This window comes from Anabaena sp. CCY 9402-a, from assembly GCF_963920945.1.
GTDB lineage: Bacteria > Cyanobacteriota > Cyanobacteriia > Cyanobacteriales > Nostocaceae > Trichormus > Trichormus minutissimus.
Genome location: NZ_CAWUDL010000010.1, coordinates 58,675 through 85,305 on the forward strand (window position 1 = coordinate 58,675; position 26,631 = coordinate 85,305).

A 26,631-nucleotide genomic window follows, 5' to 3' on the forward strand; every position below is an offset into this window, starting at 1 on the left:
ATCAAGTACAGTTCTAGCAAAAATATTTCGACAAGTCTATGGTGTTAACTAAACTCAATCGGCTCTAATTTTTGTGCATAAATTAAATCACAATACTAAATCATTGGTGAGAGCCTAGAACCCCAGTTTATCTGAAAAATCGGGGTTCTGAAACAAATTAAATCTGTAAGCTTTTCCTACGGTAAAACCAAGTCTGTAATTAAAGCTGCATGGTCAGAATTAGCATTACCTCCAATATAAGTTCTAGCAACTTGGAAATGTTTACTAACAAAACAGTGGTCAATGGGAATATTCATCAGTGGAATCAACCAATGGGCGAAGTTTACATGAGTTGCAGGTCTAGGCCAGCTAGGTAAAATCCCGAAACCTAAGCGGGTATTATGTAACTTAGTTTTATTAACAAACTTCCGATAATAAGGCGACCACGGCGTTAAATTAAAATCTCCGGCTAAAATCAATGGCTGATTTAATCCTTGAATATATTCCGTTATTGCTGCTAATTGCAGATTACGACTGCGAAAAGTGGCTGGCTTTACAGGCACGAGTGGATGAGTTCCTATAAAAGTAATCGGTCGTTTATTTATTTCTAAAGTTGCAACTAGGTTATGCTTGGCTTTTTTGTTGAAATTATCTGCTCTCGCATCTTGAATAGGAAACCGACTAAAAAGAGCTATTCCACCACCAGAGCTTCTAAAAGCATAAGGCAAATTTGGTTTTAATTGAGATTGAATTATTTCAAAAGAGGTTTGATTAATTTCCAGCAATAATGCTACATCAGGTTGATTATCTGCTACTAAATCGACAATTTTATTGTGTTCATTATTTTGGGTATTGATATTAAAAGATAAAATCCGTATAGTTTTAGCTGCATTACCAGCTACTTGTTGAGTATGGGATAGATACCAAGGCAACACCTCAACTAAATTTAGTCCTAGCAATAATACAGCAGTGAAAAATAGTATTTTGTGCTTTATATATCTTATTCTCCAAAGAATAAATAAAACAATACTCACTAGCAATGATATGATCAGATACTGGTAGCGGAAATGAGTGACTAATTCTAGCGGCCAAGACCAGGCAATGTAAGTAAATAATGATAATAATCCTAAGACAGATAAAGTAGCGATCGCCACAATTAAAGTTAGTCGTTGCCACATAAAATTAATTCACGTAAGTATCACCAATTAACATCAAGCACACTTACCTGTTTTTCGGATTAGCATACCATCATTTAAATCAATGAAAGCCCTACCGGAAGGTGGCAAAAAGTAGTTGAATAAGTACCAGTAACTAACCTAAAAATTTTGCTCATGAGAATTTGGGCTGCGACAGTTGTACTCACTTCTTCTCTGGTAATGTCTGGGGTTCTTCATCCCTCAGTTTTCGCCAACAATGCTAAGACACCTTCTCAGTCAATATCTCAGTCCCAGTCGAACAAAGCACAACAAATTAACGTTCGTAAAGCTGAGTTTGGCATCGCTAAAATTGACTCTGAAGGGATATTGAACTTTACTCCCTCAACTAAAGTACCGCTAGCAGAAGGTAACAAATACGGCTGGCGAATTCAACTGCAAAATATTCAGGGTGAAGTCAGATGGCGGGAAGTCATACGATTACCAAAGCCTCCAGAAACCTGGGCTACAGATAACGGCGAAAACTTCACATTATCACCAGATGGAGTTGAAGCTATTTCCAATCGCACACAGTTAGCGAAGGATGGTGTGATTGAGAATTTTTGGACGATCGCACCCGGTGATCCTCCAGGTAAGCATACAATACACGTATATGTTGATGACCGTCTCGTCGGTAATTTTGAATTTGAACTTTTACCTAAAGGGGGACAAGAGCAGAAGAATACAAGGTAAACTTCTGTTAAGTATTAAGCAACTTTAACATAACCCTCAGATTGTTACAAAATTTCAGAAACCCAGTTTTAAAAAACCGGGTTTCTTGAGTTTCAAGTAATAATTCACAACTGTCATAACAGTTACTTGCAGAGTATCTTGGAGATAGAGGTTTGATATTTGTGGAGTAGCGATCGTGAATACAGAAGAATTTCTGCGATTGATGGCAAAACAGCGTCCCTGTCCTCAAACACTACCAAAAGCACTGCAAGCCTTGTGGCATGACAAACAAGGTGATTGGAATCAAGCCCATGATATTGTGCAGGATGCCCGTGATGCAGATAGTGCTTGGGTTCATGCTTACCTACACCGCAAAGAAGGTGATTTGAATAATGCCCATTACTGGTATCAACGCAGTAGTCAGCCAGCATTTAGCGGGGATATCAACCAAGAATGGGAACAGATAACTTCTTTCTTATTGAAGAAGGTAAATACAACAAATGGATGCTGAGGAAATCAAACGGCGATATCAAGCAGGGGAGAGATATTTCTCCGCCGCCAACTTAATTAAAGTTAAGTTAATTGCTGCCTATTTGCCTGGGATCAATTTATGGGGAGCAGATTTAACTGGTGCTAACCTAGCTAGAGCAAAAATGTGGGGAGCAGACTTAAGCAGAGCAAATCTAGCCAATGCCAACTTGACTAGAGCAAATTTGTGCGGAGTCAAACTAAATGAGGCCAATCTGCGGGGAGCTAAACTTAATTTTACTAAGTTGTATGGAGCAGATTTAACTGGTGCTTATTATGATGAAACCACCCGCTTTTCTAGAGGTTTTGATCCTGTTAGTAGAAATATGCGGAAGTTTTGACTTAGCCACAAATGTGGTTATTTACTAGATAACTAGCACTCTACTTTTATCCATTTTCCAGCAACCTCACCAACCATCAGGTGTAGTTAATTCAAGATTCTTCGGCGGCGGGTAGTGGGAATATTTCGCCAGATAAATATGCTGAAAAGTGCTTTTGGAAGTATAACCAAGATGTCATATCTTCACCATCATTCAGAGCTTTTGGAGCTTGCTTATATAAAGGTACGCGATGATTAATTTCATCTTGGAGTAACTGAGGCAATTCGGTTAAACCCTTGACTTTACTACCAAATGCACTATATATCAGATAACCGGGGCGATCGCTCATTTTCATCCAAGGCAACCATTGACCAATCCTATCCCAACTTAGCCGCAATTGTGAAACTGAAGTTAATTCTGAGTTAAATAAATCTGCGGTTGGTACTGTGAGTTTAAATAATTCTGCGGCTTGATAAGTTTCATAGGGGCTATATTCAGCTAATTTTGGATCGTCAGCTAAAGGGTTGGGATATGTAGGGAAAATGTCAAACACAAAAGTTGTGTTTTCTCCTTCTAATTGGGCGGGAAATTTGCCTTTAAAACAGCCCTGTACAGGATTATTTGCTACATGAATTACTGGGACTATTTCACCTGTCCAGGGATTTTCCCATTTGCGTAAAATTTCCTCTGTTTCTGGATTTAAATAATAGGTTAGTTCCCTAGAAGTAAAATCCCAGCTACCTACTTCTTGTGGAATGCACCTACTCACACTCAAACCCAAAATTTTAAACAGCAGTTTTCTTTTCTGTCCAGGAATAAAAGCGTAAATTTTGCCTGTCCAGGTAAGAAAAGTTGATTCAGTTGAGTCAAGAGAAGAACGAGTTTTTACCCAATATTGAGCATCTAATTCTTGAGTTTGGAAAACCATATATAAAATCCTTAAATAATTCGTAATTCGTAATTCGTAATTCGTAATTAGTCAATAGTTACTCTCCCCTGTCACCTGTCACCTGTCACCTGTCACCTGTCCCTTGTCCTCTAAACCCCTACACCCTTTTGACTATCAAGGCGACGAAATAAAAATAACCACAGGGGTAAAGAACTGTTAATGGCGATGAGCCGCACCAAATGACCTGTTGTCACAATTTCTACATTATGATCTAATGCCAGTGAAACCAAGATCATTTCTGCTGCTCCCCCTGGTGCGGTGACTAATAAACAAGTCAACCAGTCCCATGAGGTTAATTCCATTGCTAGTATAGTCGCGATCGCACCAGCAATTAAAGTCATAACTACAGACATTAAAGCGTAACCTATAGCTCTTTTGCCAAAGGTGGGTTTTTCTCCCCAATATTCGCCAATGGTGATTCCCAGCAGTGTTTGACCAATAATATTGATCAATTGTGGTGGGTTGAAATTAATATCACTGACAAATGGCAACCAACCTAACACAGAATTAAATGTGAGTCCTAATAGTAATGCACCAAAAAAATCCCCCGCAGGTAGGTTGAAAATGGCAACAACATAAACTATGAGGGCGGTGATTGGCAATGCTAATGCTAATAATTCTAATTGTGATAGATCAAAATTCAGCCAAGCACTATTAGCTGATAGGGTTGGTAAATTCCAGTTATTCCCAACTGCTGTTCTGGCAATGAAGGGAATCAGTAAAACTACAGAGGTGGCGCGAATAGCCTGCACCATTGCTACCAATGTAACATTTTTATCATAATCAGCTGCGATCGCTGACATCACCCCCACACCCCCAGGAACTGTAGCTAGCATTGCGGTTAAAAGATTGGTTTTACTCAAGCGCGAGTAGATATAGCCAATACAGCCACCACACAACAGTAAAAATAGGGTCAACAACATAAATATAGGAATTCCAGCCGCTAGGCTAGTTAAATCACTATTAGCATTGGTAGCACCAACTGTCAGCCCTACTAACGCCATCCCAACTTTTCTCGCCATCCGATTCGGTCGGGGAGAATACTGATAAAATATGCGACAGCATTGCAAAATCACTGTACCCGCAGCAATACCGCCAAATATCCACGAAATTCCGCCAAAGTGTAACTTTGTTAATGCTACAGCTAGGGGAAAGGACAACAGCATTTCCAAGGTAAGGACTATTAGTTGTTTCCCTATTAGCTGTGGTTTGGCAACTCCAATCTGTTGATTAATGGTTTCCTCTAGAGTGGAAACAGGACTTACACTTTGATTCATCTATACGCGGGTTGAAATTAATTTAACTATATAAATAATTAAAGGTTCGTAGTAAGGACTTTAGTCCTTCTTTTAGGACTAAAGTCCTTACTACGAACTCAAACACAATAATTTTACATTAATCAACATAGTTAGGTTTATGCAGCAAGCCCTACTTAGACATTGACCAAATTTAAACAATTATCAGTTAGTTGATAACTGATAACTGTTCACTGATTCAATCCTCGTCTAAGGCCGGAAATGCTTCTTCAAACTTCCATAATTCATCTTTATTGTTGAGAAACCATGTTCTAGTCACTGGTGTCAATTGTTCCCAAATAATATCACCGGGAATATGAGGAGAGGCATAGCGATATTTTTGCCCAAGTAATTGTAAATTCTCCGCTACTTCATCCGGAATACCAAATTCTTGCCAATCAACTTGGATGTATCTACCTGCAACCCCAGATGTAGGGTCAAATACTAATTGTGCGGTTCTGATTAAGTCAGCAAAGTGTGTTGCTTTAAGTGATTCTTCATGCTCGTAAGACATATTCGCTGGAGTAATAAAAGGTGTGTGAAGTTTGAATTTACTACCAGAGATTTTGCTTCCAATACTCTTATTTTAGCGCACCAGTAACTGCGATGGGTTAGGAGATGATGAGTAACATAACTATGGAATTAATTTGAGACGTTGATTTTTATTAATTATGTCAACGGTTTAGCAAATTACCAGGGATAATTCAAATATATATTTGAAATGATTTTATCGCCATCCTCAATTATTCTGAGAGCCGACAACCCCGGTTAATCAAAGAAACATGGGTGATGAGTTCTTGCAGTGTCTAAGTTTTTTTCTTAAGAATAGTTTTAGAGGTGATCAAAATGATGGGAATATTTTGGTTGACCGTTATTGGGATAGTTTGGCTATTTGGTTTCACTTTGTTAGCAGAAATGTGGTTCTATGAAGAAGAACAGGAGTTAGAAAATAGGGAGTTGTGAGTGGGGAGAAGGAAAAGAGATTGTTATATGAGTAATTGGGGGATGGGTAATCTCAAGAGCGTAATTGTGCTATTATTTGGGCTGGATTCCAATAAGCGCGAGTGGTTTGAATCTTACCTTCGGCGTTGACTTCAAAAATAGTAATTCCCTCAAATTTGACTGATTTACCACTTTTGCTAACTCCTGTGATTGTCCATTTGACGGCTGCTTCGTTGCTAGCAATGAAGATATGTTCAGTTGTTGGTTCTAATTGTGCAAATACAGCTTGCAACTGTCCGATAAATTCGCGATATCCTTCATGAACTTTTGTAGGTGGTTCACCTACCGGATCGTGACTTATAGCATCTTCAGCAAAGTTATCAACCCAACCTTCTGGGTTCATGGCTGCAATGTTAGCAAAGTAAGCAGCAACGGCTTTTTCAATAATTTCGTTTGACATAATTTGGTTTGATCACTTTTCAATAGTTTCTACCAAAACGGTGACGGCAGCGATCGCCACTAACATTTCGTCATTTTTGTCATTCAAGGAAGCAATAGCGCGTCCTTGTACCACCATACCCCCAGATTCGACAGTCAGGCTTTTGCGTCCAAAGGGTAATACAGCCAAGACTTCGGCTTCTCTGACTTGTTCAGGATAAGGTACTGCTACCTGGACTTCCACAATCATCTCATTCGGGTCATTTAAACCAGCAACTTCCCATACACCCAGTAAAGCATTGTGGGCGATCGCATTACGAACAGCTCTTGCTGCGGCTACTGTCGGTTCTTGTCCATGTTGATCTACACCCATCCCCATCTCAATAATTAAGCGTTTACGAGCCACAGTTAACTCCCACAATCTTCACTTTTAACTATAGATAGGAGTAGTGTATTTCAATCTGATGATTTTCTAATTACGAATTATTATGCGCGATCGCACTCACACTAATATCTCAACTGAGTTACAACAAGCCACCGCCGACTTACATCAAGTTAACCCTGGAGTGGGACTACTGCGTTTTAGTCTCATTGGCTTGGTATTTCTTAGTTGTGTGGCTTTGGCTTGGTTGGTGCAGAACAATATTGTGTTTGTGAGTGCAACAATCATAGCGGGAATTTCCTATTCTTTTTGGCTAGTTTGTACCCATGATATGAGTCATTGCACCCTGACGGGGTGGACTTGGTTTGATACAGTGATACCTCGATTGATTAGCTGGCCGATGTTGTGGCCTTATAGTCTTTATGCAGAGTTACACGCCTGGCATCATGGTTGGAATGGCAGCGATTTCAGAGATCCCGAACGGGTACAATGGACTTGGCAAGAATACCAACAAGCACACCCGCTTTTAAAATGGTATGTTCGCCATCAGTGGGGTTGTGATATTTTCCTCCTCGGCGGAATTGGGTTGATTATTAAAACTTTTATGATGGCTGTGCGCTTGCAAAATTTAAGTTTGCGGATGCGTCGCCAATTAATGTTAGATGTCTCAGGGATGCTGGTTATACAAAGTGTGTTGCTGACTATTGTGATTTTGCATGGGGAGTTGCTGTGCTACATCTTATTTTGGGTGATGATGGAACGGGTGATTGGAATCATCATGCAGACACGCGATCATTTGGAACACTACGCACTGTGGGGGAAGTTTAACAATCATCAGTTAACGCAGCTTTATACTTCTCGGAATTTGAGAACTATTCCCCTCTTGGGATGGTTAATGGGTGGTTTAAATTATCATGCAGTGCATCATGCTTTTCCGGGGATTCCTTTTAATCAGCTTCCAGCAGCATTTGAGCGCGTTCAAGGGGTGTTAGCAAAGCATAATCTTCCCCCGATGCAATTAGATTCTGGTTATATTCAGTCAACTTATGAATTGAGTCATCATCCTTCCTTGATTGGAGAAGCGACTACATCTGAGATTTGTGGCGATCGCATGATGCTAATTTGATCAATCGACCTCTTACATAAATGCTGAAGCTGTCATGTTGAGCGAAGCGAAACATCTCAAAAATTATATGTTTCATTCAGAATGACAAATCTCATTTTCGGACTTTTGCAAGAGACTCCATGAATTGCACTCACAAGAAGCAATGAAAATTTATTTTCCCTCGTTTCGTAGTAAGGATTTTCATCCTGATTTTTCTAAAGACTGAAGTCCTTACTACAAACTTTAAGCAATCGGTTCAAATACCATTTGGGGAATTAATACACCCGCTTGTAATTCCCCAATACCTAAAAAACGGGTTTCTGTTTCGTAAACTCGCACATTACCAGCCATCTCTGGATTTAGGGAAATACGCTGTCCTTGACACCATTTTTGTGCAGAAATATTGGGTAAAGTCACAGATGGTAAGTGTTGTAAGACTGCATCTGGGGAGATGGGTTGAAATGTCCCGACTTGTAGTTGGGTTTCTAAGTCCGAGAAGGTGAGACTAGCTGCTAAATTAAAGCCACTACTTTGAGTGCGAGTTAAAGCGGCGAGAGTTCCGCCAGTATTTAACACTGTACCTAAATCACGCGCGATCGCCCGAATATATGTCCCCCCACCACAGGCTATCTCTACATCCAATTCAGGAAACTCTCCGGCTCGCCAATCTAAAATTTCCGTACTATAAATTTCTACTATCCGCGAGGGAACTTCTACTGTTTCCCCTTGACGCGCTAAATCGTACAGGCGTTTCCCTTCTACTTGAATTGCGCTGTAAATTGGGGGGATTTGCTCGATTTTGCCTGTAAATTTTGCCAGTGCGGTTTTTATCTGTGCTAAATCTAATTCTCCACAGGGTTGGGAAGTGATGATTTCACCTTGCAAATCATCCGTTGTAGTCCTCACCCCTAAACGGATGGTGGCTTTATAAGCCTTGTCACTGGGAAGATATTGTAATAATCTTGTTGCTTTACCAACTGCAATTGGTAGCACACCAGTAGCGGCTGGATCTAAAGTTCCCGCGTGTCCTACACGTTTGAGCTTTAATAATTTTCGTACCCGCGCCACGCAATCATGAGAAGTCCAGCCAAATGGCTTGTTTAAATTAATAAAACCTTGCACTGTGAAATTTGGTAGTTTGCCGATCAGCCACAATTTTAACGTGAGTTGGACAAACCTCTGCCTTTCACGCTAATAAGGTTGGGAGCAAATATTTTGCCAAAATCAAAAAACGTTACCTTGCAACATCTCTAAAACTTTTGAGCAAATTTTTCTCTAAAAACACTTGACTTAGAGCGCGCTCTAAGTTCTATGGTTATTGGCATATGGATACAGAACTCACCATACAACAAGTTGCGACACTAACAGGTTTGAGTGTGCATACACTCCGTTACTACGAACGGAATGGACTACTTGCACCTGTCAACCGAGCGGCGAATGGCCATCGTCGTTACTCAAAAGCTGATATAGACGGTATTAATTTCTTGACTCGACTGCGAGCGACGGGAATGCCAATTCGCCAGATGCAACAGTTTGCCTATCTATATCAGCATCAGCCAGAAGCGATCGCCCAACGACGATGGCTCTTGGAAGCGCATGAGTGTTATGTCCAAGAACGCATCGCCGAACTCAGCCGTAACTTAGAGATAATTCAGTGGAAAATCCAGCGATACAAGGAACTAGAGGCATTAAATCAGACTGATCATCAAAAGACAGAGTTGATTGAATTGAATTAGGGAGAAAATCATGAAAATCAGAAAACTCGGTAGCCAAGGATTGACAGTCTCAACTTTGGGACTCGGATGTATGGGAATGTCGGAATTTTACGGTGCAGTTGATGAGACAGAATCGATCGCTACCATTCACCGAGCTTTAGAATTAGGAGTCACTCTACTAGATACCGCCGATATGTATGGGAGCGGTGCAAATGAACAGCTGATTAATCAGGCAATTAAAGATAGACGCGATCGCGTTGTTTTAGCAACAAAATTTGGCATTCAGCGAGGGGAAGATACCAGCTTTCGCGGGATTAACGGTAGCCCTGAGTATGTGCGCGAGGCGTGTAATGCTTCATTACAAAGATTAGGAGTTGACTACATTGATCTCTATTACCAGCATCGAGTAGATCCAAACGTGCCGATTGAAGAAACTGTTGGCGCAATGGCAGAACTGGTACAACAAGGTAAAGTCCGCTACTTGGGTTTGTCGGAAGCGGCGACAGCGACAATTCGCCGCGCTCACGCTGTCCACCCCATTACCGCTTTACAGTCTGAATACTCGCTTTGGCAAAGAGAGCCAGAAGATGAGATTCTCGCAACTATTCGCGACTTAGGTATTGGCTTTGTGGCATACAGTCCACTTGGTAGAGGCTTTCTCTCTGGGGAAATTACCCGTCCAGAAGACTTAGCTAACGATGACTTTCGCAGATATTTGCCTAGATTCCAAGGTGAGAATTTTGACAAAAATCTTCAGTTAGTCGATCGCGTCAAAGAAATCTCTCACTCCAAGGGTGTGACACCAGGACAATTAGCTCTGGCTTGGTTACTGGCTCAGGGAGATGATATCGTACCCATCCCTGGAACTAAGCGTCGCACTTACCTAGAAGAAAATGTTGCCGCAGTCAATATCACATTGACTCCAGAAGAACTGGCTCATATCGATGAGGTAGCACCGAAAAATGTAGCAGCAGGCGATCGCTACAGCGACATGAGTACCGTCAACCGTTAGGCATAATTAATGCTATAGATATCTAGCGCAAAATTCGTAGAGATGTAGCAATGCTAAGTCTCTACGAATTTTTATGTTGGGGAATTATCTGTTCTAAACCGTATTGATAATTACTTAACTTCTTCCGGTGCAAAAGCCTTGATTTTACCCTTTTTGACCGCCACCACTACATCATAAGTTGCACAATAAGAGATAGTGACATTATTAGCCTTATTGTAAAGATTAACTACCATACCTGCGCCACCAGGTTGAACTCCGATTGGTTCTAAGTCACCAAAGAAAAAGCGACGCAACTGATCACCACTACCAAATTGACCCTTATTCTTCATAAGTAAGTCAATTTTTTGCTGTGCAGTCAAACCTGTAGCATCTTTCATTTCCGCAGCTGATGCTTGAACCCAAGTAGGGTTAATAGCTTGTAGTGGAATATCAAAGACTGTTAACATACCAGCTAAAGCCACACTTGTTAGTAAAGATGGTGCAAGTTTCATTTGTAACTCCAGTTTTTGTCGATCTCAGCGATTACAGCATCTCACCAACTACTGAAGTCCACCTGAACGCCAACTAGAAATTACCTGAATTTACTTCTCCATAAAATTCAGTCGTTACTCAGCTTTTTCTCATAAAAATATGGTTTTAAGTGCATCATAAAAGCTGAAAATAGTTAATGGTATTTAGTGGGAGTAGTATAACTGTGACCAAACCGAGAAGAAAAAATAGTTTCATAAATCAAATTCCTGGTCAAATTTATCTATGGTTTGCAGTTCTAATTTTTGGCGCATCAAGTGCAATTACTCGCAAATTGACCGAAATTGGTGCAGAGAACTTCTTAGGTGGTCGTAACCCAATTTCCTTGTGTAACGTTTTATTTGTCGGAAATCTCTGCGCCTTAACATTGATGATCTTCATTTATGGGCGACAGTGGAATAAAACAGCTTTGCAGAGACTTACTCAAAAAGAATGGTTTCACCTGACAATTGTTGCCATTTTATCAGGAGCTTTAGCCCCTGCCTTAATTTTTCAATCCCTGGCGTTAACTAATGTTAACAATGTAATTTTGGTAGGACGGATAGAACTTCCTTTGAGTTTAGCGTTATCTATTTTACTGTTGAAAGAACGGGTAAATATTTGGGAAATTGTCGGCGCGATCGCAGCTTTTATTGGGGTGATTTTAACTGTGATTCTTCAGCCTCAAACGGGTAACGTCATGATGAATATGGGAGGTTTGAATATTGGTGTGGGGGAATTTTTAGCAGCCACAGGAGCAATATTTTTAGCCTTTGCTACTATTATTAGTAAACAACAACTTGCTCATATTCCCTTGGGGATTTATAGTATCTTTCGTACTGCCTTAGGCACTATCGTATTTTTCATCTTTGCTATAGTGCTTTATGGTAGTGAGCATTTTATGGATGTGCTATCACCTTTTTTATGGCAATGGATGTTTATTTATGGTGGACTAATTGTCGTTTTAGGTCAATCATTTTGGACTAAAGGTTTGAGAGTTACGACTGTATCTACAGCTTCATTAGCCAGTTCTTTCACTCCCATTGCAGGTATCTTGGCAGCTTATTTAATTCTCGGTGAAGCCCCTACATTAGCTCATTATGTTGGTGGTAGTTTAATACTATTCGGTATATTCCTCAGTCAAGTTGGCCTGCGTCGTCAAAATTCTGGGCGTGTGATGGTTGATAGACAAATTTCCACAGCCACAGAACAAGAGCTAGAAAATCATGCCGGATTTAAAGGAGTCTGAGGTTAACTTTGTCATCGAAGAAGCAGGGGGGAAGGGAGCAGGGAGAGCAAGCCCTTCCCCCTTGCTGTGGAGCGGAGCAAAACATGGGTATAAGCCCCGTCCTTCTAGGACACTTATACGGGGCGGAGTCCAAGCTCCGTCCCAGTCTTCCCCTTGTCACCCTACCCCCTTGCCCCTTTTCCTCTTGTTGACAGGGGAATCTCATATCCTATGAGAGCGGCTAAAAAAACCCCCTTTTGGGGGATAGAGTAATAGACGTTTATTCGTAGTACAATCTAGCTTGTATAGTTAATTCGTCTACGATCACGGTTATCACTGTGGTCGTTTTCTTTATTCTACGTTGAACAACTCAATACTGGGGTGAGGGGTCATAGCTCCCACCGCTAAATAGTAGGGGAGCAGGGGGAGCAGGGGGAGCAGGGGAAGCAGGGGGAGACAAAAAATTATTTTTTGGCCTTTGACTTCACGGCGGTACTAGCCAATACGCTGAACTACAGGAGGTGAGCTAGAACCATTACCCTGTTGAGCTTGTGTATTTTGGGGTGTATCATGAAGCTGCGCTTCTGGTTGTGGCGGCTGTGGTTCTGGCCCTAAAGGTTGAGGATTAGCAACATACTCAAATTCGCCTTTACCATCCATTGAACGGCCTTTCGCCCAACGACCTTCAGCACTTTCATTACCTTCAGAATGATTCCAGAACTGATACGCAAATTCGCGTTTTTCTAATTCCAAGGGGAAGGAACTAGGAACGGGAGTTGTTTCTAGTCCAGATTGTTCTAAATCCTCAATCGCGGCTAACCAGAGGTTTTGGTGCATAGTATCGCGAGCAATCATAAAACTCAGGGTATCTTTCACCCCTGGATCATTCGTCATTTCGTACAACCGTACCGCTTGTAAGCGTCCCTGACTCTCCGCATGAAGATTAGAGCGAAAATCAGCTAAGAGATTACCACTAGCAACAATGAAGCGACCATTCCAAGGGTAGCCAACGCTGTCAGTTGGGGTTGCACCCAAACCAGAAACAATAGCGTGTTGGGGATTCATGGCTGCGTTCATGATGACTTCCCGTGGGTTAGTACCACCCATCACAGCACCCACTACCGCATCTTTTACCCCCTCTTCTTGCACTTTCAAGGGTGCTTTATCTAAAAGATGGGCGATGGTTGTAGCCAACATCTCAATGTGACCAATTTCTTCAGTACCAACATCTAGCAACATATCTCGATATTTAGCAGGGCCGCGACAGTTCCAGCCTTGAAATAGGTACTGCATCATGACGGTCATTTCCCCAAATGTCCCACCGATGAGTTCTTGAATTTTCATCGCATAGACGGGATCTGGCTTTTCTGGGGGCTTGAAATATTGCAGTTTTTTGGAGTGATAAAACATCTGGGTTTCTAAATAAGTGACAAAAACAAGCTCACAAATGTCTGATTTTTATGGCTTATTTCTTCTAGGAAACTAAGTATTTTTTTTATCTACATCAATCAATAGTTATATAAAAATTAGCAGATTTTTTTATATATTTAATTCCCTAGATATACGTATTTATTTGTTTCACGCAGAGGAGCAGAGAAGTGAAAAAAATCGGTGTTTGGAGTTTTTTAAATAAATAAACACAGATATTATATCTGTGTTTATTTATAGTTAATATCCTGATTAATTTTCATCACGTCCGTGAATTTGGGCAGGGGGGCTAGTTGCTTCTACAGCAGTAAATGGCTCTAGAACTTTGTAGTGATGGGTTGCCCCTTTCGGTACTACCCAAGAACTTCCCGGTTCTAGTAATATCATTTGTCCTTCAATATGTAGTTCTGCACGACCATTAATTACATAACCAACCGTTTCATATTCACGACTTGTTGGGTGTTTATCTTCTTCTGGTTGTTCGTTTTCCCAAAGACGCATAGAAACAGATTTACCGGATGCTAAATATTTCTGACCGAGTTTACCTTTGGGAGAATGGGTAGAGTCAATTTTTTTTACGCTGGTATCACTCATAATTTCATCACCTTAAGGTTTCAGTACGACTTTGATGCAGTTATCTTGTTTGTGTTTAAAAATTTCATAGCCGTGGGGTGCTTGTTCTAGAGGTAGCGTGTGGGTAATCACAAATGAAGGATCAATTTCACCGTTTTGGATGCGTTCTAGTAAAGGTTTTAAATATTTATGGACGTGGGTTTGTCCCATTTTGAAGGTTAAACCTTTGTTCATAGCTGCACCCATTGGTACTTTGTCCAAGAAACCACCATAGACACCAGGAATTGATACGTGACCAGCTTTTCTACAAGCCACAATTACCTGGCGTAAAGCCGTTGGACGGTCGGTTTCTAGGCGCACAGCTTGTTTAACTTGGTCGTAGAAAGCCATCATATCCGTACCGTGGGCTTCCATTCCTACTGCGTCAATGCAAGCATCAGGGCCGCGTCCACCAGTCATTTCTTTGAGTGCTTCCCCAACATCGACTTCTTCGTAGTTGAGAACTTCGGCTTTACCTTGTTCTTTAGCCATTTGCAGGCGTTCGGGAACGCGATCAAAGGCGATTACTCTTTCTGCACCCAACATATATGCACTTCTGATGGCAAATTGTCCGACTGGGCCGCAACCCCAAACGGCGACAGTATCGCCGGGTTCGATGTCGCAGTTCTCAGCTGCCATGTAGCCTGTTGGGAAAATATCTGTCAAAAATAAGACTTGCTCATCCGTTAAATTTTCGGGGACTTTGAACAAGCCTACGTCAGCAAAAGGTACACGGACGTATTCTGCCTGACCCCCAGCATAACCACCAAATAAATGAGAGTAGCCAAATAGACCGGAGGGAGAATAACCCATTTGCAGTTCTACCATCCAGGCATTAGGGTTAGAATTATCGCACAAAGACCATAATTGCCGTTGACAGAAGAAGCAAGAACCGCAAGAAATAGTGAAGGGAACTACGACGCGATCACCTACTTGCACATTTTTGACTGCGCTTCCTAGTTCAACTACTTCTCCCATGAATTCATGACCGAGAATATCACCCTCTTGCATTGAGGGAATATAGCCGTTATATAAATGTAAATCTGAGCCACAAATGGCTGTAGAAGTAATTTTAATAATGGCATCACGAGGATTAATAATTTTAGGATCAGGAACTGTTTCTACTCTTACATCGTTTGTTCCATGCCAACAAACTGCTTTCATAGTTATTAGTCCTTAGTCAAGTCGCTGCGCTCCAATTCAAAATTCAAAATTTAAAATTCAAAACTTAGGAATAGGGGCTTGTACCGAGAATAACTTACTCAATAGATGTAGTAAGTCATCAAATTTGAATTGAGGGATAAACAAGTTTGTAGTAAGGACTTTAGTCCTTAGAAAAATCAGGACTAAAGTTCTCTCTACGAGACGCTACGCGAATACTACGAACTGTCAAAACTAACTTGATAGACTAGTAGGGTGTCAGGGCAAACGCATCTAAATTACTCTTGATCACAACGAAGGTTAAGAACCAACGAAAAAATCAGGATTTTGCGTTTGATTATTTTTTAAGCCTCAAAGTGATCGCCTAAAACCTTCGCAATAAGCAGGAGTTAATGACATTACTTTTAACTCTATTGAGAATAGACTGTGCTTATTGACATGATGCGGTTGCCCTAAGTAGGGTGTGTGACGCTGCGAAAGTATTTGAACGTAGTAATGAGACTTATAGCGTCAGGCACCAACCATCAATTGTGACACTTGCGTAAGTCCTGGTCATATTATCGTTGAGACTCCGGTCTTTGGTAATAACCACGTTCCTCACCAGTAATTGGCTCAACGGCTTCGCCTACTTTTCTTTTAACAGTATCTTGAAACTCTTTTGTAGCTCTAGGAGTTTCTTCATCTAAATTGAGTTTTTCCCGAACATTGTCAACAGTTCCTTTGAGTTTTTCTTGAGCATTTCTCACTTGAGTATCATTTCTAATTCCTTCATTATCGGGTGTACCTTTGTAATAAATACCCTCTGGAGTTTTAACATCTGCCTGGGCAATCATTGCATTGGTATATATAAAAGACTGACCTACGAAAAAGGTAGATCCTATCAAACAAATAACTAGAACTTGACGCAGAAGAAAATTTTGTACCCAAGAAATTACGCGATTCATAACATTCCTCACTTGTATTATGTGTAAATTGCTAGATATTGGGCAAATCAACTTTGGATCTTGAATTAGGTATCAATCTAAAATCTAAAATTCCTAGTTCCCTACTTCTTCCCAGAAGGCTGTCCTTCCGTGGTGGCGATTTCTCCAGTTTCCATTAGCATTTTGAAGCGGCGTAGTTCATCACCTATTTGCTGTTCTGGTTCTTCACCGAAGAGTTTGGCGAAAATCGCCGCTAGTGTACCGCCTGGGGGATTGTATTCTAAAACTACTTTGACTTCTGTACCGCGATTCGCTGGTGCTGGTTGAAAACGCACAAAACCAGAGTTTTCAATGTCTGCTCCTTCCACAGAAGCCCACGTAATCAACTCATTTTCTCGGTCTTCTAAGATATCTGCATCCCATTCGACGCTGTTACCGAGAGGTGCATTGGCTATCCAGTGCGATCGCCTAGCCCCTGGCTTTTCGTTGTAAACTTTGACAGATTTGAGATGCTTCATGAATCTGGGCAGATTCTCAAAGTTGTGCCAATAATGGTACAGTTCCTCTGCTGGTTTATTGATTGTCACCGTCTTTTCAACTTTAATAGGTTTATTCAACCCGATTGCTTCTTGGGCTTGCTGAATGGTACTTTGTTTAGTTGCACCTTGATAAATCAAGCCACCACCAGCTAAAGCCGTCAATACTCCCCGCAAAGAAGTTTGTCTTAAACCCATTAAAACTAACGCACCACCACCAATGAGGGATGCCCAACGCTCCATATCACTAGCTTTAGCCTGTTTATCCCCTGATGTTACAGTCACTCTTTTATCTCCAAATTCAAAAAGGTGAAGGGAGTAGTCGATTTTGGGCGTTGCATAACTCAAGTATGAATTTGCAAAATTTGACATCTCGAACTCTCACTCTCTGCGTCTTTGCGCCTCTGCGTGAGTAAATTCATACCCAAATTCAGCAACACCCAATTTTGCTACCTATTCCCTCACATCGAGACAGCCGCCCCTGTCGTCGGCTTAGGAGGCTGAACTTCAGCAACCCTCCGTGTCCGATATAACTCTACTAATCGCTGTTCAGACTGCACTAAGTCTTGGTAAATTCCTTTAAAAATAGCCGTTGCAACTGGATCAGTATACATTGCACACAAGTTACCAATATCACCAATCCCTGTTTGCAAATCACCCAAGGCGCAGCGTATCTGGTAGATGTCATCGCTACCTGTAAAAGTTGCTTTCACCTTGGCATATTGATTGGCAATATTTGCGCCAAAAGAAGGTTTTTCACCGAGCTTGTGCAGATATGCTTCTAGTCTTTCAATATGGCGTTGTTTATTGACAATCATTTCTTGAAACAACGCCTTAGCTTGTGTATCCGATTCTTTTTCTACATAACTCTCCAGTGCTTCTAGTGAATAACGTTCTCCACCCAAAGCTGTATTCAACCCGCGAACAATATCACCTTTGGTTGATCCACCCCAAGCATCAGCCAGTTTCCACCATTCTGCACTCGTGTCTTTCTCATCTGGTAATGCAGCATCTTTACCACCATAACCCAAACGGCTTAAAATCGCCGTCGTGAAAATTGGTAAATCTCCAGGTTCGCGGGATGTAATCAAGTTTCCATCAACTTCCAATGGCTCATCTTGATAGTTTGCACCCGCATTAATCATATCTTTGCGGATAGCACTAAAACCAGTAACTCGCTTACCCTTGAGCAAATCACCCTCAATTAAAAGCTGTGGCCCGTGACAAACCGCCGCTACCAATTTTCCTTGCTGCATCGCCTCTTGCACAAAGCGGACAGTATTAGGGTTGCGGCGCATTTTATCAGGGGCCATCCCACCAGGAATGATTACAGCATCAAATTCAGATGCGATCGCCTCTGTAGTGGTAGCATCAGCTTGTATAGAAAGTTTACCTCGTTTGCCTTTGTATTTTTCATTCATCCGTGAACCAAGGACAACTACCTCAAACCCTGCTTGTTTTAGACCATTGCAAGGAATAATAAATTCTACATCCTCTACTGCTTGTTCAATCAGAATAGCTACTCTTTTCTTCCCAGAGTGATTATTATGGTTGGTCATATTTTTTCCTATCTAATAATTTTGAATTGTTTAAGCTGTTACTTCGCTAGTTGGTGGTGTAGCAAACATTTCTTCGTAATCGTGAGAAAAATGACGGTGTAGTTTAGCAAACTCTGCTGGTGTGACAGCATTTTGTAGTATGGCAAAAACAGCACGAACATGAATAGCTGTTGTTGTAGGTTCTAGATTTTCTTTCTGACTGGCACGCACAATAAAATCTTGTAAATTAAAGTTCTCATCTGGTTGTCCCTCTCTACCTTTCAAACAATCACCAAGTTCCTGTGGCAATTGAGTAGATAAATTTAGAGCTTCATCTCCAGAAATGCGTTCTTTAATAGTTTCTAGCGTGGCACGAGTAGCACGTTCTGCCTCTTCACGAGAGTTTGATTGAGCCAAGCTTTGTACGTGGGTAATAAACTCGTTGTATTCCATTTTGCCCTCCCTTGAACACAATTCAGCTTTTTGTGATCTCAGATATTTTCCAGCAATAAATAAAAATAAAAATCTAATTTCAATGATTAATTTTAATATTTAAAACCCACAAAAAAATAGCTATGAGTAGGAAGTTTTTTATCTAACTTCGACTTGGGTTGAGAACTCCTAGCTCATAACTACCAGATTCAACTACAAGTGGCTTGACCTTAGATTTCATACCTTTAAGACTAAGTTGTAATATCTAGATTTACTTCGTTCTTAGGAAATAGATTGCTTTATCTCTCAAGTTGTACATCTTATGAAGTACAACTAATCAACTAAAAATAGTTATTGTAAAGATATAGAAAGGGCTAGTTTTATGACAGAAAATAATCATCCAGAAATTAAATCAGAAGACTTACCACAGGAAATCACCGAATCCTATGGCACTGGTGTAAAAGACATACCAGGATACAATATTGGTGGGCGTACCCTCCAGGAAAAAAGGCATGAGTACACCCAAACCAGTCCCGAACTGACTGGTGGCGATGTTGATGCGTATTGGCAAGATGCAGACTCAGTAGGAGATGAAGCTGTTGGTGGTACTTCACCCACTCCCGACCAAAATGTCACAGAAGAGATAGAAGCAGCAGTAGGCTTAGAAATGAATGATAACGAGTTACTTCACACCCAAGACATCTTAGAACACCGCGACGATGCACGTTGGGAATTAGAGCCTACCTCTGCCGAAGATTACCAAGAACGCCATTAACAATTCAAAAATCAAAAATTTTCAGTCGGGGATTTAAACTCCCACGGAAAATATTCTACCTGTAGACTTATCTGACTTTTCACGTTATGTAGAAAAGCTAACGCGAAACATAACCCCCTAACCCCAGTTCTTTCAACGCGAACAAATTAACTATATCCTCTTTTGGATAATTCAAGTTGTGAATTGCTAGAAAAAAGGTATTTTTAGCAATCACAACCATTCAAACTATTGAATTAGATAAATTAATACATGAATTTCTTCAAGTTCAGTAATGCAATCATAGATTAAGAGATTGAGGAAGTTAAAATCATGATTTTTACAAAAAATAAATAATACAATTTCTCTAGGTGTACCCTTTTTTACATCAGGTAATCCAGTTATTTAATCAGTTATGTGGTCGTGATTCACTGCTTTTTTTATGAATGATTGTACTGTTCTAAGAGCCGATTAGTTGAAATATGTCCCTGTTTACTATCATAAATTACTGGTAATTTCGGTTTCTTTCTTCCTCTAGTCGCTTTGAAAAACTCTTTGAGATAAACACTCGTTGCAAATTGTTGTAAAAATTGTGTGATTCTGACTATTGAAACAGTTTTGAATATTTCCCACTCTGAAGCCGGAATTGCAATCATCATTCCTTTATATGTACCTTGAATCTCATCGACTAAATGTGAAATATTCGTTTTGGACATCAATAACTAATAAGGCTCGTTTCATGGGAACTAGTCTCTAAGAATACATCACAATAGTTTAACTTGCTCTACCAAAAGATGATTTTTGGCTTGCATCTTCTCAATTTAGTACAAATGTACTATAATGGGTACAGCACTCAAAAAGCCTAGTAGAACAACAGTAGAACAACCATGTCACGGTCTTCTGGAAGAGGGATTCAAGGGTTTAGTCCTATGATGAAGCATTACATTCTCAATCTCAACCCCACAGCTAAACACGAATGGGATCGGTGCATCTTAAGAGATCCCCTGACTGCAAAGCGTCCAGATATTGCCAAATTAATTGCTGAAGCAGTTGGTGCTGATACCGGCAGTTATTTGGTCAGTGTGAATATAGAAGTACAAGTGTTAGAACAAGCCGCCACACCTCAAATAGAACAACTATCACTCTCATTGTCTGAGGTTAATGTCCCAACTCAACTTAGAGAAGCAGCTTAATTGGGGACTGGGGATTGAGGACTGGGAACTAGCCTCAGAAACCTCTCCCTTACCTCCATTTCCATACTAACTTTCTGAAAATACAAAATTGGGTTGAAGGGAGGACAGAAATTATTAAGTAAGATAAATTCATAAATAAATATAAAATAAAGAACTTAAAATTTTTAATTTATACATAAGTAAATTTTCAAGGAGTTAATTTTGAGCTAATAGTTCAGTTTGGTAAACTTTGGGATTTGTTGAGAAACTTAAAATATCTTGTTTTACTATAGATTGGACAAAATTGATTTCCCTATCTTTTAAGTAATGATAGCATTGTGGTGGTCGAAAGTCAGACCATTCTTCTCTTAAGCGTTCTAGTTTAATTGGAGAATCAAAACTAAACTTACTTTTAAAGTAAATGGCATAACCAATCGAACATTTTCTGTAGTATTGCTGGAAGCAATCGTAAGTAATTCCAGCTTTATCTCCAACAATATTCCAAAGGTCTAGAGGGGATTTTTCAATAACTTTTTCTACTTCAAGTACCCCAACTAATGCTTGCTCTGGTGATGTGACATAAACGAGAATTAAATCTCCTTCTTTGAGATGGCGAGGTCTGACACGACGCAATTCAACTTGTTTATCACCATCAAAAATCATGTTGGCGTATTTTTGGTGTATGGATAATAAAAGTATATTTGGAGACATCAAATTCATTGACTCATAGTGAATAAACTTCCCTTATTATATAATAATATAAATTCTTCTGGTTTTATTTTTGAAGAAGTTTGAACTGATATTTTCCGTTTTAATATACTCTCAATTTCATGTAATTTGATAATATTTTTAAATGACTCTGTGTGACTGAACTTGATAGCCATGATATTTTTATCTAAATTATTTTGAGTAGCTTGTCGAATATCATCAAATGTATAAATTCCATATCTTCTGAATTTTTTATATAAATCTTTTGCTTTACCAATTATTATTTCATCTAGTATAGAGCAAGCTCGAATAGCCCCAAGTTTATGCAAATTCTGACTTTCACTACCGGCTTTACTGACATACCATAAAATTCTCCCAGGGGCTTTCATTGAACGTTTCGAGCAATAGTAAACCACTTCTCGTTTTAAAGCAAGGTCTTCTTTAGCTCCCCATAAAACATCTGCTGCTAATTCTTGATCGAATAAATCTTTAGCCCACCAAGCTTTAATAGGAACAATAAAAGTAGGAATTTCCGCATCAGTAATTTTAGCCGGGTATAGGATACGTTCAATATCTGACATCAAATCAGAGTTGCTAAGTAGAGATTTATTCTTTAAAACATCTACAAACGAAATATATTGTTCATAGCTTTTGGTTGATTTATTACATATATTTGCAAGATATGAAGCGATGGAATTGGAATCATCTACTATAGCTAAGTTAGCTCTTAACCATCCATCTTGAGTTTTGATAAAACTATCTTCTTGAAGTGCTATAGTAACTTGCTCATCTAAGTATATTTCAGTAATTCTAGTAAATTGTCTTTTTTCACAAGCTGCGCTAAAAAAAGACTGAAATATACAATGGCGTAAGAGAGTGGAAGTTAACTTTGTGTCTCTAACACGCAAAATAGGTATTTTTAACTCTTCACTATCTGACTTATCGTAAATGATGAGAATGATTGGCTCTTCTTGACGAATAATCATAAAACATTCAAATTGCTCTGGATATGAAAGAAAACTTCTAATAGTTTTTCTAAATTCAACTTTTCTTTCACCTTGAGCATAATTCAAAAATAAATCAATTATTAAATCTACTTCTCCACTTTGAATACGCTTTTTTTCTATATTAGTACCAGCTAATCTTACAGGTTGATATTCTGTCTCTCGACGCAGTTCATCTAATCTGATAATAAAATCGATGGGATGAATAATAAGCAGATTATACTCCTTGTATATTTCTTCTTCAATATTTAGCAATCTCTTATCTCTTGTGATGAAGAAGGGGATCTTAATACTGGAAGCAATCACTCTTGCAATTTGACGAAGGTCTGAAGCATCACTATCACTCATGTTTTCTGGAAAAAAGCTGCGTATAGCTCGACACGCTTGATCAAAATCCTCTTGAGTGCAAGGAAGGAAGGTAAAACTGTTGGTTATTGTGCGTAATTTTTTTCTTTTGATTTCGTCCTGATTTCTATTTATCTCATTTCTTATTTCATCAGTTAAACATAATTCAATTTCTGTTTTTAACCAATCAGACATCAAAACTTTAGATTCTTTGCTGTCTTCATCAAATGTTTCATGATCTGTTAAATCATAAAAAATATTCGCATCTATAGCTATAAATATTCTAGAGTCAATTTTTTGTTGAGCGAGGGTAGTGAGTAAATCAGGATGACCATAATTTAACCACCATTCTGTTAATATACTTCTATCTTTACTTCTTCCTGGTCTTTCATGTACAGAAGTAAACCCAAGTGAAGCCCACATTCCATCTAGACCATAGTCTCGACGGCAAGACAAAATAATCCCGTACAAGTGACTAGTTCTTGCTTTTAATTTTTTAATAAGTAACTTTGCAATTCCTCTCCCTTGCCATTGCTTATCTACACAAAGATGCGTAAGTTTTACCCTAGAACGATTGGTGTCGTAAAGAAGATATCCCACACAACCTACCTCTTTAATGATAAAACCAAGAATACGACCTTCATCAGCAAGTCTTCGGAAAGCACCATCAGGTAAAAAACCAAGTGTCACTGAATTGCTATCTCCTAATTTGATTATTGTTTCCAGGTGTTTTGACCCTGAGCTAATTTCATCAATGCTATGATCTGGCAGTTCTTCCTTCACCATTAAAATCACCTTTTATCAGCACAGAAAATACTTACTGAATAGTTAAGTACATTTGTTTTGTATAATAACTATATTCTATTTTTTGGAAAAATACTGATAAACAAGTATCAAAAAATAATATATTTATAATATGGCTCTATAAGTTGATTAGTATTTATTATCCGGATTCAATACACTTTTAGTAAACAAGTTACTTAGAAATAAATTTGAGTTAATCGTCAAGAAATGTTAAGAATTTATTATTCAAATTTTGATTGCTACCATCTTAAGCAATTGGAAAGATGCGTATAACTTACTCAAGAGGCTGTAATTTAGATAGCTGATAACAAAAAGCTTTAAAACAGGTAACTTGAGTATGAAGTGCTTATTTATAATTTGGGTACTTGTACTATCTTTAGTCTTTCCCAATTCTGCGATCACCTCCGGTGGGCGTTCGCCCTGCTCCGGTGGGCGTTCCGCCATCTCTACGAGAGGCTGCGCCAACGCCTCCGAGGAAACACAGTTCATCGCTCAAACCAAACAGCCCGATACTTTAATTCCAGGTCTGGGAACATACCGTCATCCAGTTTCCACCCAAAATCCCCAAGCTCAAAAGTTTTTTGACCAAGGTTTAAATCTGATTTACGGTTTTAATCATGATGAAGCGGTGCGCTCTTTTCAACACGCTGCTGAACTCGACCCGCAAATGGCAATGGCATATTGGGGAATTGCTCTTGCTCTCGGCCCTAATATTAATTCAGTAGTCACCAGTGAAAAAGAACAAGCTGCTTATCAAGCCATACAAACAGCTTTAGAATTGGCTGTGCAAGCATCAATTCCCGAAAGAGACTATATTCAGGCTTTAGCAAAACGTTATTCCCCAAATTCCCATGCAGATTTACATCAATTAGATGTAGATTATGCCAAAGCAATGGCAAGTCTATTTCAACGCTATCCTGATGACTTAGATGCAGCAACTTTATATGCTGAAAGCCTGATGGATTTGCATCCTTGGCAATTGTGGACACATGATGGTCAACCACAACCAGGGACAAACAAAATTGTGGTTGTTTTAGAATATGTTCTACAAAGAAATTCCAATCATCCAGGCGCAAATCACTACTATATCCATGCAGTAGAAGCGTCATTACATCCAGAACGCGCCCTTGAGAGTGCCAAGCGATTAGAAACCTTAGTACCTGCGGCTGGACACTTGATACATATGCCTGGCCATATTTATTTTCGCGTTGGTGATTATGCGGGAGCAATGCGAGTGAATCAGCAGGCGATCGCGCAAGATGAGCCTTACATCTGTCACAATCAAGTCCAGGGTATTTATCCGCAGTTATATCTGACCCACAATCTGCATTTCCTCATGGTAGCTAGTAGTATGGCAGGCAAACATAAAGATGCCCTGGAAGCTGCTGATAAATTAGTTGCTCATGCTAGTTCTATAGACCCTCATCTGCCCATGTTAGAGGGATTCCTAGGGAATAAATTATTGATGCAAGCCCGATTTGGCGATTGGGATGAGATATTACAGACTCCTGCACCTGATGCGACACTACCAACTACTAATGCACTTTGGCATTTTACACGCGGTTTGGCATACGCAGCCCAAAATAAACCTGAAGATGCAGCAAATGAAAGCCGTGCTTTACTAGCTACAACACAGATTATGCCATCTGAGGCGACTATTGGATTTACACCTGCCAGTCGTATTTTAGACATTGCCCAAAAATTTTTAGATGCCAAGATTGCCGAATCTCAGCGTGAATATAATGCTGCGATCGCCAAACTACAACAAGCCGTAGTAGCAGAAGATAACCTAGATTACGTAGAACCCCCAGACTGGTACTTCCCCACACGGGAAGCCTTGGGTGGTGTACTGTTAGCTAAAGGTGATTATGCCGCAGCAGAGCCAGTCTTTCGAGCCGATTTACAAAAATATCCCCATAATGGACGTTCTTTGTTTGGCTTGCAGAAGAGTTTGCAAGCACAGGGTAAAAATAGGGAATAGGGACTGGGGATTGGGGATTGGGGATTAGGGAAAACTTCTCCCCTGTCTCCCCTATCTCTTCCTACCTCCTAGCCTAAAGTTGTCTCACCACTGGCTTACCATCTATAACTTCGCCAACTAGAACTACATCGGCACAGTTGACAAAAATCCCATTCTCTAGGACTCCTGGGATGTTATTCAGGACTTTTTCTAGATTAACTGGGTCATCAATAGAGTCAAATCGGACATCTAAGACAAAGTTACCTTGGTCGGTGATGACTGGCCCGGCTTTTTTCACACCCATACGCAGTTCTGGTTTACCGCCGAGTTGCTTAATAGCGTTAGTAACCGGGGTAATTGCCATTGGGATAACTTCCACTGGTACAGCAAACACTGAACCCAAACGGTCTACTAACTTGCCACTGTCTACCACAACAATAAATTGACTGGCCAAATAATCAACTACTTTCTCACGGGTATGAGCTGCGCCACCACCTTTAATCAAGTTTTTTTTGGGGTCAACTTCATCAGCCCCATCAATGGCAATATCAATGTGGTCAACAGCGTCCAGCGTTGTGAGAGGAACACCGTATTTTTTCGCCAATACCTCAGACTGAAATGAGGTAGGGATACCGACAATATCTGTCAGTTCACCAGACTTGAGGCGATCGCCTAAATATTGAATCGTATAAGCTGTAGTTGAACCTGTACCCAATCCCACAATTGAACCAGACTTCACCAAAGCCGCCGCCGCTTTGCCGACTTCTTGCTTCATTAAAGTAACGGGGTCTGTTGTTCCTGTCATTCCCAAAACTCCTGAAATTTCGACTAAATAGAAGGCTTTATCACGGCCGACTATACTACAATCCTTGACACTTCAAAATTCACTCAGGCACAATTCTCAAAATTTAGAGGCTAGAGACTAAAAAGAAAAAGGGTAGACAAGGTAGAATTTGTCCCCAGTCCCCAATCCACAAATTCGGCAACCTTAC

The 26,631-nt window shown here is 40.0% G+C and carries 29 protein-coding genes; 10 read left to right on the forward strand and 19 right to left on the reverse strand.

Annotated features, from left to right (window positions below; translation table 11 throughout):
- Positions 1 to 176: 176 nt before the first annotated feature.
- The gene (locus ACM0OR_RS05685; RefSeq protein WP_414575377.1) at positions 177 to 1,157 is read right to left on the reverse strand and encodes an endonuclease/exonuclease/phosphatase family protein; all 981 of its coding nucleotides are present in this window, start codon (positions 1,155 to 1,157) and stop codon (positions 177 to 179) included.
- Positions 1,158 to 1,310: 153 nt separating this feature from the next.
- On the opposite strand from ACM0OR_RS05685, the gene ACM0OR_RS05690 reads away from it, so the two are divergent.
- The 3 genes from ACM0OR_RS05690 to ACM0OR_RS05700 all read left to right on the forward strand — a co-directional run bounded on the left by ACM0OR_RS05690 (position 1,311) and on the right by ACM0OR_RS05700 (position 2,713).
- Positions 1,311 to 1,865: a hypothetical protein gene (locus ACM0OR_RS05690; RefSeq protein ID WP_414575378.1), complete on the forward strand. Its 555-nt coding sequence runs from the start codon at positions 1,311 to 1,313 to the stop codon at positions 1,863 to 1,865.
- A 175-nt stretch (positions 1,866 to 2,040) separates the two neighbouring features.
- A complete protein-coding gene (locus ACM0OR_RS05695; protein ID WP_323266965.1) occupies positions 2,041 to 2,355 on the forward strand; it encodes a hypothetical protein in 315 nt (104 codons plus the stop codon).
- Positions 2,345 to 2,713, forward strand: coding sequence for a pentapeptide repeat-containing protein (locus ACM0OR_RS05700; protein WP_323266966.1), 369 nt, complete (start codon positions 2,345 to 2,347; stop codon positions 2,711 to 2,713). The genes ACM0OR_RS05695 and ACM0OR_RS05700 overlap by 11 nt, the downstream gene beginning before the upstream one ends.
- A gap of 91 nt (positions 2,714 to 2,804) precedes the next feature.
- Here ACM0OR_RS05700 and ACM0OR_RS05705 read toward each other — a convergent pair whose 3' ends face one another.
- The 5 genes from ACM0OR_RS05705 to ACM0OR_RS05725 form a co-directional block, all read right to left on the reverse strand.
- Positions 2,805 to 3,620, reverse strand: coding sequence for a DUF1838 domain-containing protein (locus tag ACM0OR_RS05705; RefSeq protein ID WP_323266967.1), 816 nt, complete (start codon positions 3,618 to 3,620; stop codon positions 2,805 to 2,807).
- A 110-nt stretch (positions 3,621 to 3,730) separates the two neighbouring features.
- Positions 3,731 to 4,918: an AbrB family transcriptional regulator gene (locus ACM0OR_RS05710; protein ID WP_323266968.1), complete on the reverse strand. Its 1,188-nt coding sequence runs from the start codon at positions 4,916 to 4,918 to the stop codon at positions 3,731 to 3,733.
- 217 nt (positions 4,919 to 5,135) lie between these two features.
- Complete coding sequence (locus ACM0OR_RS05715; protein WP_323266969.1) at positions 5,136 to 5,450, reverse strand: hypothetical protein; 315 nt, start codon at positions 5,448 to 5,450, stop codon at positions 5,136 to 5,138.
- A gap of 501 nt (positions 5,451 to 5,951) precedes the next feature.
- Entirely contained in the window at positions 5,952 to 6,338 is a 387-nt protein-coding gene (locus tag ACM0OR_RS05720; RefSeq protein ID WP_323266970.1) for a nuclear transport factor 2 family protein, read from the reverse strand.
- A 12-nt stretch (positions 6,339 to 6,350) separates the two neighbouring features.
- On the reverse strand, positions 6,351 to 6,722 hold the full coding sequence (locus ACM0OR_RS05725; protein WP_190697866.1) for a Lin0512 family protein: 372 nt from the start codon (positions 6,720 to 6,722) through the stop codon (positions 6,351 to 6,353).
- A gap of 82 nt (positions 6,723 to 6,804) precedes the next feature.
- Between ACM0OR_RS05725 and ACM0OR_RS05730 the strand changes: the two genes are divergently transcribed.
- Entirely contained in the window at positions 6,805 to 7,824 is a 1,020-nt protein-coding gene (locus tag ACM0OR_RS05730) for a fatty acid desaturase family protein (RefSeq protein ID WP_414575379.1), read from the forward strand.
- A 222-nt stretch (positions 7,825 to 8,046) separates the two neighbouring features.
- On the opposite strand, the gene truB is transcribed toward ACM0OR_RS05730, so the two are convergent.
- The gene (truB, locus tag ACM0OR_RS05735) at positions 8,047 to 8,925 is read right to left on the reverse strand and encodes a tRNA pseudouridine(55) synthase TruB (protein ID WP_414575380.1); all 879 of its coding nucleotides are present in this window, start codon (positions 8,923 to 8,925) and stop codon (positions 8,047 to 8,049) included.
- Between the two features lie 203 nt (positions 8,926 to 9,128).
- Between truB and ACM0OR_RS05740 the strand changes: the two genes are divergently transcribed.
- Both ACM0OR_RS05740 and ACM0OR_RS05745 read left to right on the forward strand, forming a co-directional pair.
- On the forward strand, positions 9,129 to 9,539 hold the full coding sequence (locus tag ACM0OR_RS05740; protein WP_414575381.1) for a MerR family transcriptional regulator: 411 nt from the start codon (positions 9,129 to 9,131) through the stop codon (positions 9,537 to 9,539).
- Between the two features lie 10 nt (positions 9,540 to 9,549).
- The gene (locus ACM0OR_RS05745) at positions 9,550 to 10,530 is read left to right on the forward strand and encodes an aldo/keto reductase (protein ID WP_414575382.1); all 981 of its coding nucleotides are present in this window, start codon (positions 9,550 to 9,552) and stop codon (positions 10,528 to 10,530) included.
- A gap of 110 nt (positions 10,531 to 10,640) precedes the next feature.
- Here the strand turns inward: ACM0OR_RS05745 and ACM0OR_RS05750 are convergent, their stop codons facing one another.
- A complete protein-coding gene (locus ACM0OR_RS05750; RefSeq protein WP_414575383.1) occupies positions 10,641 to 11,021 on the reverse strand; it encodes a hypothetical protein in 381 nt (126 codons plus the stop codon).
- 203 nt (positions 11,022 to 11,224) lie between these two features.
- Here ACM0OR_RS05750 and ACM0OR_RS05755 point away from each other — a divergent pair, with 203 nt between their 5' ends.
- The gene (locus ACM0OR_RS05755) at positions 11,225 to 12,286 is read left to right on the forward strand and encodes a DMT family transporter (protein ID WP_414575384.1); all 1,062 of its coding nucleotides are present in this window, start codon (positions 11,225 to 11,227) and stop codon (positions 12,284 to 12,286) included.
- A gap of 474 nt (positions 12,287 to 12,760) precedes the next feature.
- Here ACM0OR_RS05755 and ACM0OR_RS05760 read toward each other — a convergent pair whose 3' ends face one another.
- The 7 genes from ACM0OR_RS05760 to ACM0OR_RS05790 form a co-directional block, all read right to left on the reverse strand.
- On the reverse strand, positions 12,761 to 13,675 hold the full coding sequence (locus tag ACM0OR_RS05760) for a manganese catalase family protein (RefSeq protein ID WP_414575386.1): 915 nt from the start codon (positions 13,673 to 13,675) through the stop codon (positions 12,761 to 12,763).
- A 270-nt stretch (positions 13,676 to 13,945) separates the two neighbouring features.
- Positions 13,946 to 14,287: a cupin domain-containing protein gene (locus ACM0OR_RS05765; RefSeq protein WP_414575387.1), complete on the reverse strand. Its 342-nt coding sequence runs from the start codon at positions 14,285 to 14,287 to the stop codon at positions 13,946 to 13,948.
- Positions 14,288 to 14,299: 12 nt separating this feature from the next.
- Positions 14,300 to 15,469 carry a zinc-dependent alcohol dehydrogenase gene (locus ACM0OR_RS05770; RefSeq protein ID WP_414575388.1) on the reverse strand — a complete coding sequence of 390 codons (1,170 nt, stop codon included), beginning with the start codon at positions 15,467 to 15,469 and terminating at the stop codon, positions 14,300 to 14,302.
- A 554-nt stretch (positions 15,470 to 16,023) separates the two neighbouring features.
- Positions 16,024 to 16,410 carry a hypothetical protein gene (locus ACM0OR_RS05775; protein ID WP_414575389.1) on the reverse strand — a complete coding sequence of 129 codons (387 nt, stop codon included), beginning with the start codon at positions 16,408 to 16,410 and terminating at the stop codon, positions 16,024 to 16,026.
- 101 nt (positions 16,411 to 16,511) lie between these two features.
- Positions 16,512 to 17,210, reverse strand: coding sequence for an SRPBCC family protein (locus tag ACM0OR_RS05780; RefSeq protein WP_414575390.1), 699 nt, complete (start codon positions 17,208 to 17,210; stop codon positions 16,512 to 16,514).
- A gap of 176 nt (positions 17,211 to 17,386) precedes the next feature.
- Entirely contained in the window at positions 17,387 to 18,484 is a 1,098-nt protein-coding gene (locus tag ACM0OR_RS05785) for a DJ-1/PfpI/YhbO family deglycase/protease (RefSeq protein ID WP_414575391.1), read from the reverse strand.
- A gap of 30 nt (positions 18,485 to 18,514) precedes the next feature.
- Complete coding sequence (locus ACM0OR_RS05790; protein WP_323266980.1) at positions 18,515 to 18,916, reverse strand: DUF2267 domain-containing protein; 402 nt, start codon at positions 18,914 to 18,916, stop codon at positions 18,515 to 18,517.
- Positions 18,917 to 19,277: 361 nt separating this feature from the next.
- Between ACM0OR_RS05790 and ACM0OR_RS05795 the strand changes: the two genes are divergently transcribed.
- The gene (locus ACM0OR_RS05795) at positions 19,278 to 19,670 is read left to right on the forward strand and encodes a DUF6335 family protein (RefSeq protein WP_414575392.1); all 393 of its coding nucleotides are present in this window, start codon (positions 19,278 to 19,280) and stop codon (positions 19,668 to 19,670) included.
- A 416-nt stretch (positions 19,671 to 20,086) separates the two neighbouring features.
- Here the strand turns inward: ACM0OR_RS05795 and ACM0OR_RS05800 are convergent, their stop codons facing one another.
- Positions 20,087 to 20,362, reverse strand: a complete 276-nt coding sequence (locus ACM0OR_RS05800; RefSeq protein ID WP_414575393.1) for a hypothetical protein — start codon at positions 20,360 to 20,362, stop codon at positions 20,087 to 20,089.
- Positions 20,363 to 20,575: 213 nt separating this feature from the next.
- Between ACM0OR_RS05800 and ACM0OR_RS05805 the strand changes: the two genes are divergently transcribed.
- Entirely contained in the window at positions 20,576 to 20,839 is a 264-nt protein-coding gene (locus ACM0OR_RS05805) for a hypothetical protein (RefSeq protein WP_414575410.1), read from the forward strand.
- 195 nt (positions 20,840 to 21,034) lie between these two features.
- Here ACM0OR_RS05805 and ACM0OR_RS05810 read toward each other — a convergent pair whose 3' ends face one another.
- Both ACM0OR_RS05810 and ACM0OR_RS05815 read right to left on the reverse strand, forming a co-directional pair.
- Complete coding sequence (locus ACM0OR_RS05810) at positions 21,035 to 21,538, reverse strand: ASCH domain-containing protein (RefSeq protein ID WP_414575394.1); 504 nt, start codon at positions 21,536 to 21,538, stop codon at positions 21,035 to 21,037.
- Positions 21,535 to 23,661, reverse strand: a complete 2,127-nt coding sequence (locus ACM0OR_RS05815) for a GNAT family N-acetyltransferase (RefSeq protein WP_414575396.1) — start codon at positions 23,659 to 23,661, stop codon at positions 21,535 to 21,537. The genes ACM0OR_RS05810 and ACM0OR_RS05815 overlap by 4 nt, the downstream gene beginning before the upstream one ends.
- Before the next feature lie 355 nt (positions 23,662 to 24,016).
- Here ACM0OR_RS05815 and ACM0OR_RS05820 point away from each other — a divergent pair, with 355 nt between their 5' ends.
- Positions 24,017 to 25,660 carry a tetratricopeptide repeat protein gene (locus ACM0OR_RS05820; protein ID WP_414575397.1) on the forward strand — a complete coding sequence of 548 codons (1,644 nt, stop codon included), beginning with the start codon at positions 24,017 to 24,019 and terminating at the stop codon, positions 25,658 to 25,660.
- A gap of 73 nt (positions 25,661 to 25,733) precedes the next feature.
- On the opposite strand, the gene rpiA is transcribed toward ACM0OR_RS05820, so the two are convergent.
- Positions 25,734 to 26,444: a ribose-5-phosphate isomerase RpiA gene (rpiA, locus tag ACM0OR_RS05825; protein ID WP_414575398.1), complete on the reverse strand. Its 711-nt coding sequence runs from the start codon at positions 26,442 to 26,444 to the stop codon at positions 25,734 to 25,736.
- Between the last annotated feature and the right edge of the window lie 187 nt (positions 26,445 to 26,631).

Bases quoted from the DNA above. Each gene is read 5' to 3' on its own strand.
- ACM0OR_RS05785 (WP_414575391.1), bottom strand. From the start codon at position 18,484: ATGACCAACCATAATAATCACTCTGGGAAGAAAAGAGTAGCTATTCTG.
- ACM0OR_RS05760 (WP_414575386.1), bottom strand. From the start codon at position 13,675: ATGTTTTATCACTCCAAAAAACTGCAATATTTCAAGCCCCCAGAAAAG.
- ACM0OR_RS05795 (WP_414575392.1), top strand. From the start codon at position 19,278: ATGACAGAAAATAATCATCCAGAAATTAAATCAGAAGACTTACCACAG.
- ACM0OR_RS05715 (WP_323266969.1), bottom strand. From the start codon at position 5,450: ATGTCTTACGAGCATGAAGAATCACTTAAAGCAACACACTTTGCTGAC.
- ACM0OR_RS05740 (WP_414575381.1), top strand. From the start codon at position 9,129: ATGGATACAGAACTCACCATACAACAAGTTGCGACACTAACAGGTTTG.
- ACM0OR_RS05765 (WP_414575387.1), bottom strand. From the start codon at position 14,287: ATGAGTGATACCAGCGTAAAAAAAATTGACTCTACCCATTCTCCCAAA.
- ACM0OR_RS05720 (WP_323266970.1), bottom strand. From the start codon at position 6,338: ATGTCAAACGAAATTATTGAAAAAGCCGTTGCTGCTTACTTTGCTAAC.
- ACM0OR_RS05815 (WP_414575396.1), bottom strand. From the start codon at position 23,661: ATGGTGAAGGAAGAACTGCCAGATCATAGCATTGATGAAATTAGCTCA.
- ACM0OR_RS05800 (WP_414575393.1), bottom strand. From the start codon at position 20,362: ATGTCCAAAACGAATATTTCACATTTAGTCGATGAGATTCAAGGTACA.
- ACM0OR_RS05710 (WP_323266968.1), bottom strand. From the start codon at position 4,918: ATGAATCAAAGTGTAAGTCCTGTTTCCACTCTAGAGGAAACCATTAAT.
- ACM0OR_RS05700 (WP_323266966.1), top strand. From the start codon at position 2,345: ATGGATGCTGAGGAAATCAAACGGCGATATCAAGCAGGGGAGAGATAT.
- ACM0OR_RS05750 (WP_414575383.1), bottom strand. From the start codon at position 11,021: ATGAAACTTGCACCATCTTTACTAACAAGTGTGGCTTTAGCTGGTATG.
- ACM0OR_RS05820 (WP_414575397.1), top strand. From the start codon at position 24,017: ATGAAGTGCTTATTTATAATTTGGGTACTTGTACTATCTTTAGTCTTT.
- ACM0OR_RS05730 (WP_414575379.1), top strand. From the start codon at position 6,805: ATGCGCGATCGCACTCACACTAATATCTCAACTGAGTTACAACAAGCC.
- rpiA (WP_414575398.1), bottom strand. From the start codon at position 26,444: ATGACAGGAACAACAGACCCCGTTACTTTAATGAAGCAAGAAGTCGGC.
- ACM0OR_RS05745 (WP_414575382.1), top strand. From the start codon at position 9,550: ATGAAAATCAGAAAACTCGGTAGCCAAGGATTGACAGTCTCAACTTTG.
- ACM0OR_RS05805 (WP_414575410.1), top strand. From the start codon at position 20,576: ATGATGAAGCATTACATTCTCAATCTCAACCCCACAGCTAAACACGAA.
- ACM0OR_RS05775 (WP_414575389.1), bottom strand. From the start codon at position 16,410: ATGAATCGCGTAATTTCTTGGGTACAAAATTTTCTTCTGCGTCAAGTT.
- ACM0OR_RS05770 (WP_414575388.1), bottom strand. From the start codon at position 15,469: ATGAAAGCAGTTTGTTGGCATGGAACAAACGATGTAAGAGTAGAAACA.
- ACM0OR_RS05705 (WP_323266967.1), bottom strand. From the start codon at position 3,620: ATGGTTTTCCAAACTCAAGAATTAGATGCTCAATATTGGGTAAAAACT.
- ACM0OR_RS05790 (WP_323266980.1), bottom strand. From the start codon at position 18,916: ATGGAATACAACGAGTTTATTACCCACGTACAAAGCTTGGCTCAATCA.
- ACM0OR_RS05810 (WP_414575394.1), bottom strand. From the start codon at position 21,538: ATGAATTTGATGTCTCCAAATATACTTTTATTATCCATACACCAAAAA.
- ACM0OR_RS05690 (WP_414575378.1), top strand. From the start codon at position 1,311: ATGAGAATTTGGGCTGCGACAGTTGTACTCACTTCTTCTCTGGTAATG.
- ACM0OR_RS05685 (WP_414575377.1), bottom strand. From the start codon at position 1,157: ATGTGGCAACGACTAACTTTAATTGTGGCGATCGCTACTTTATCTGTC.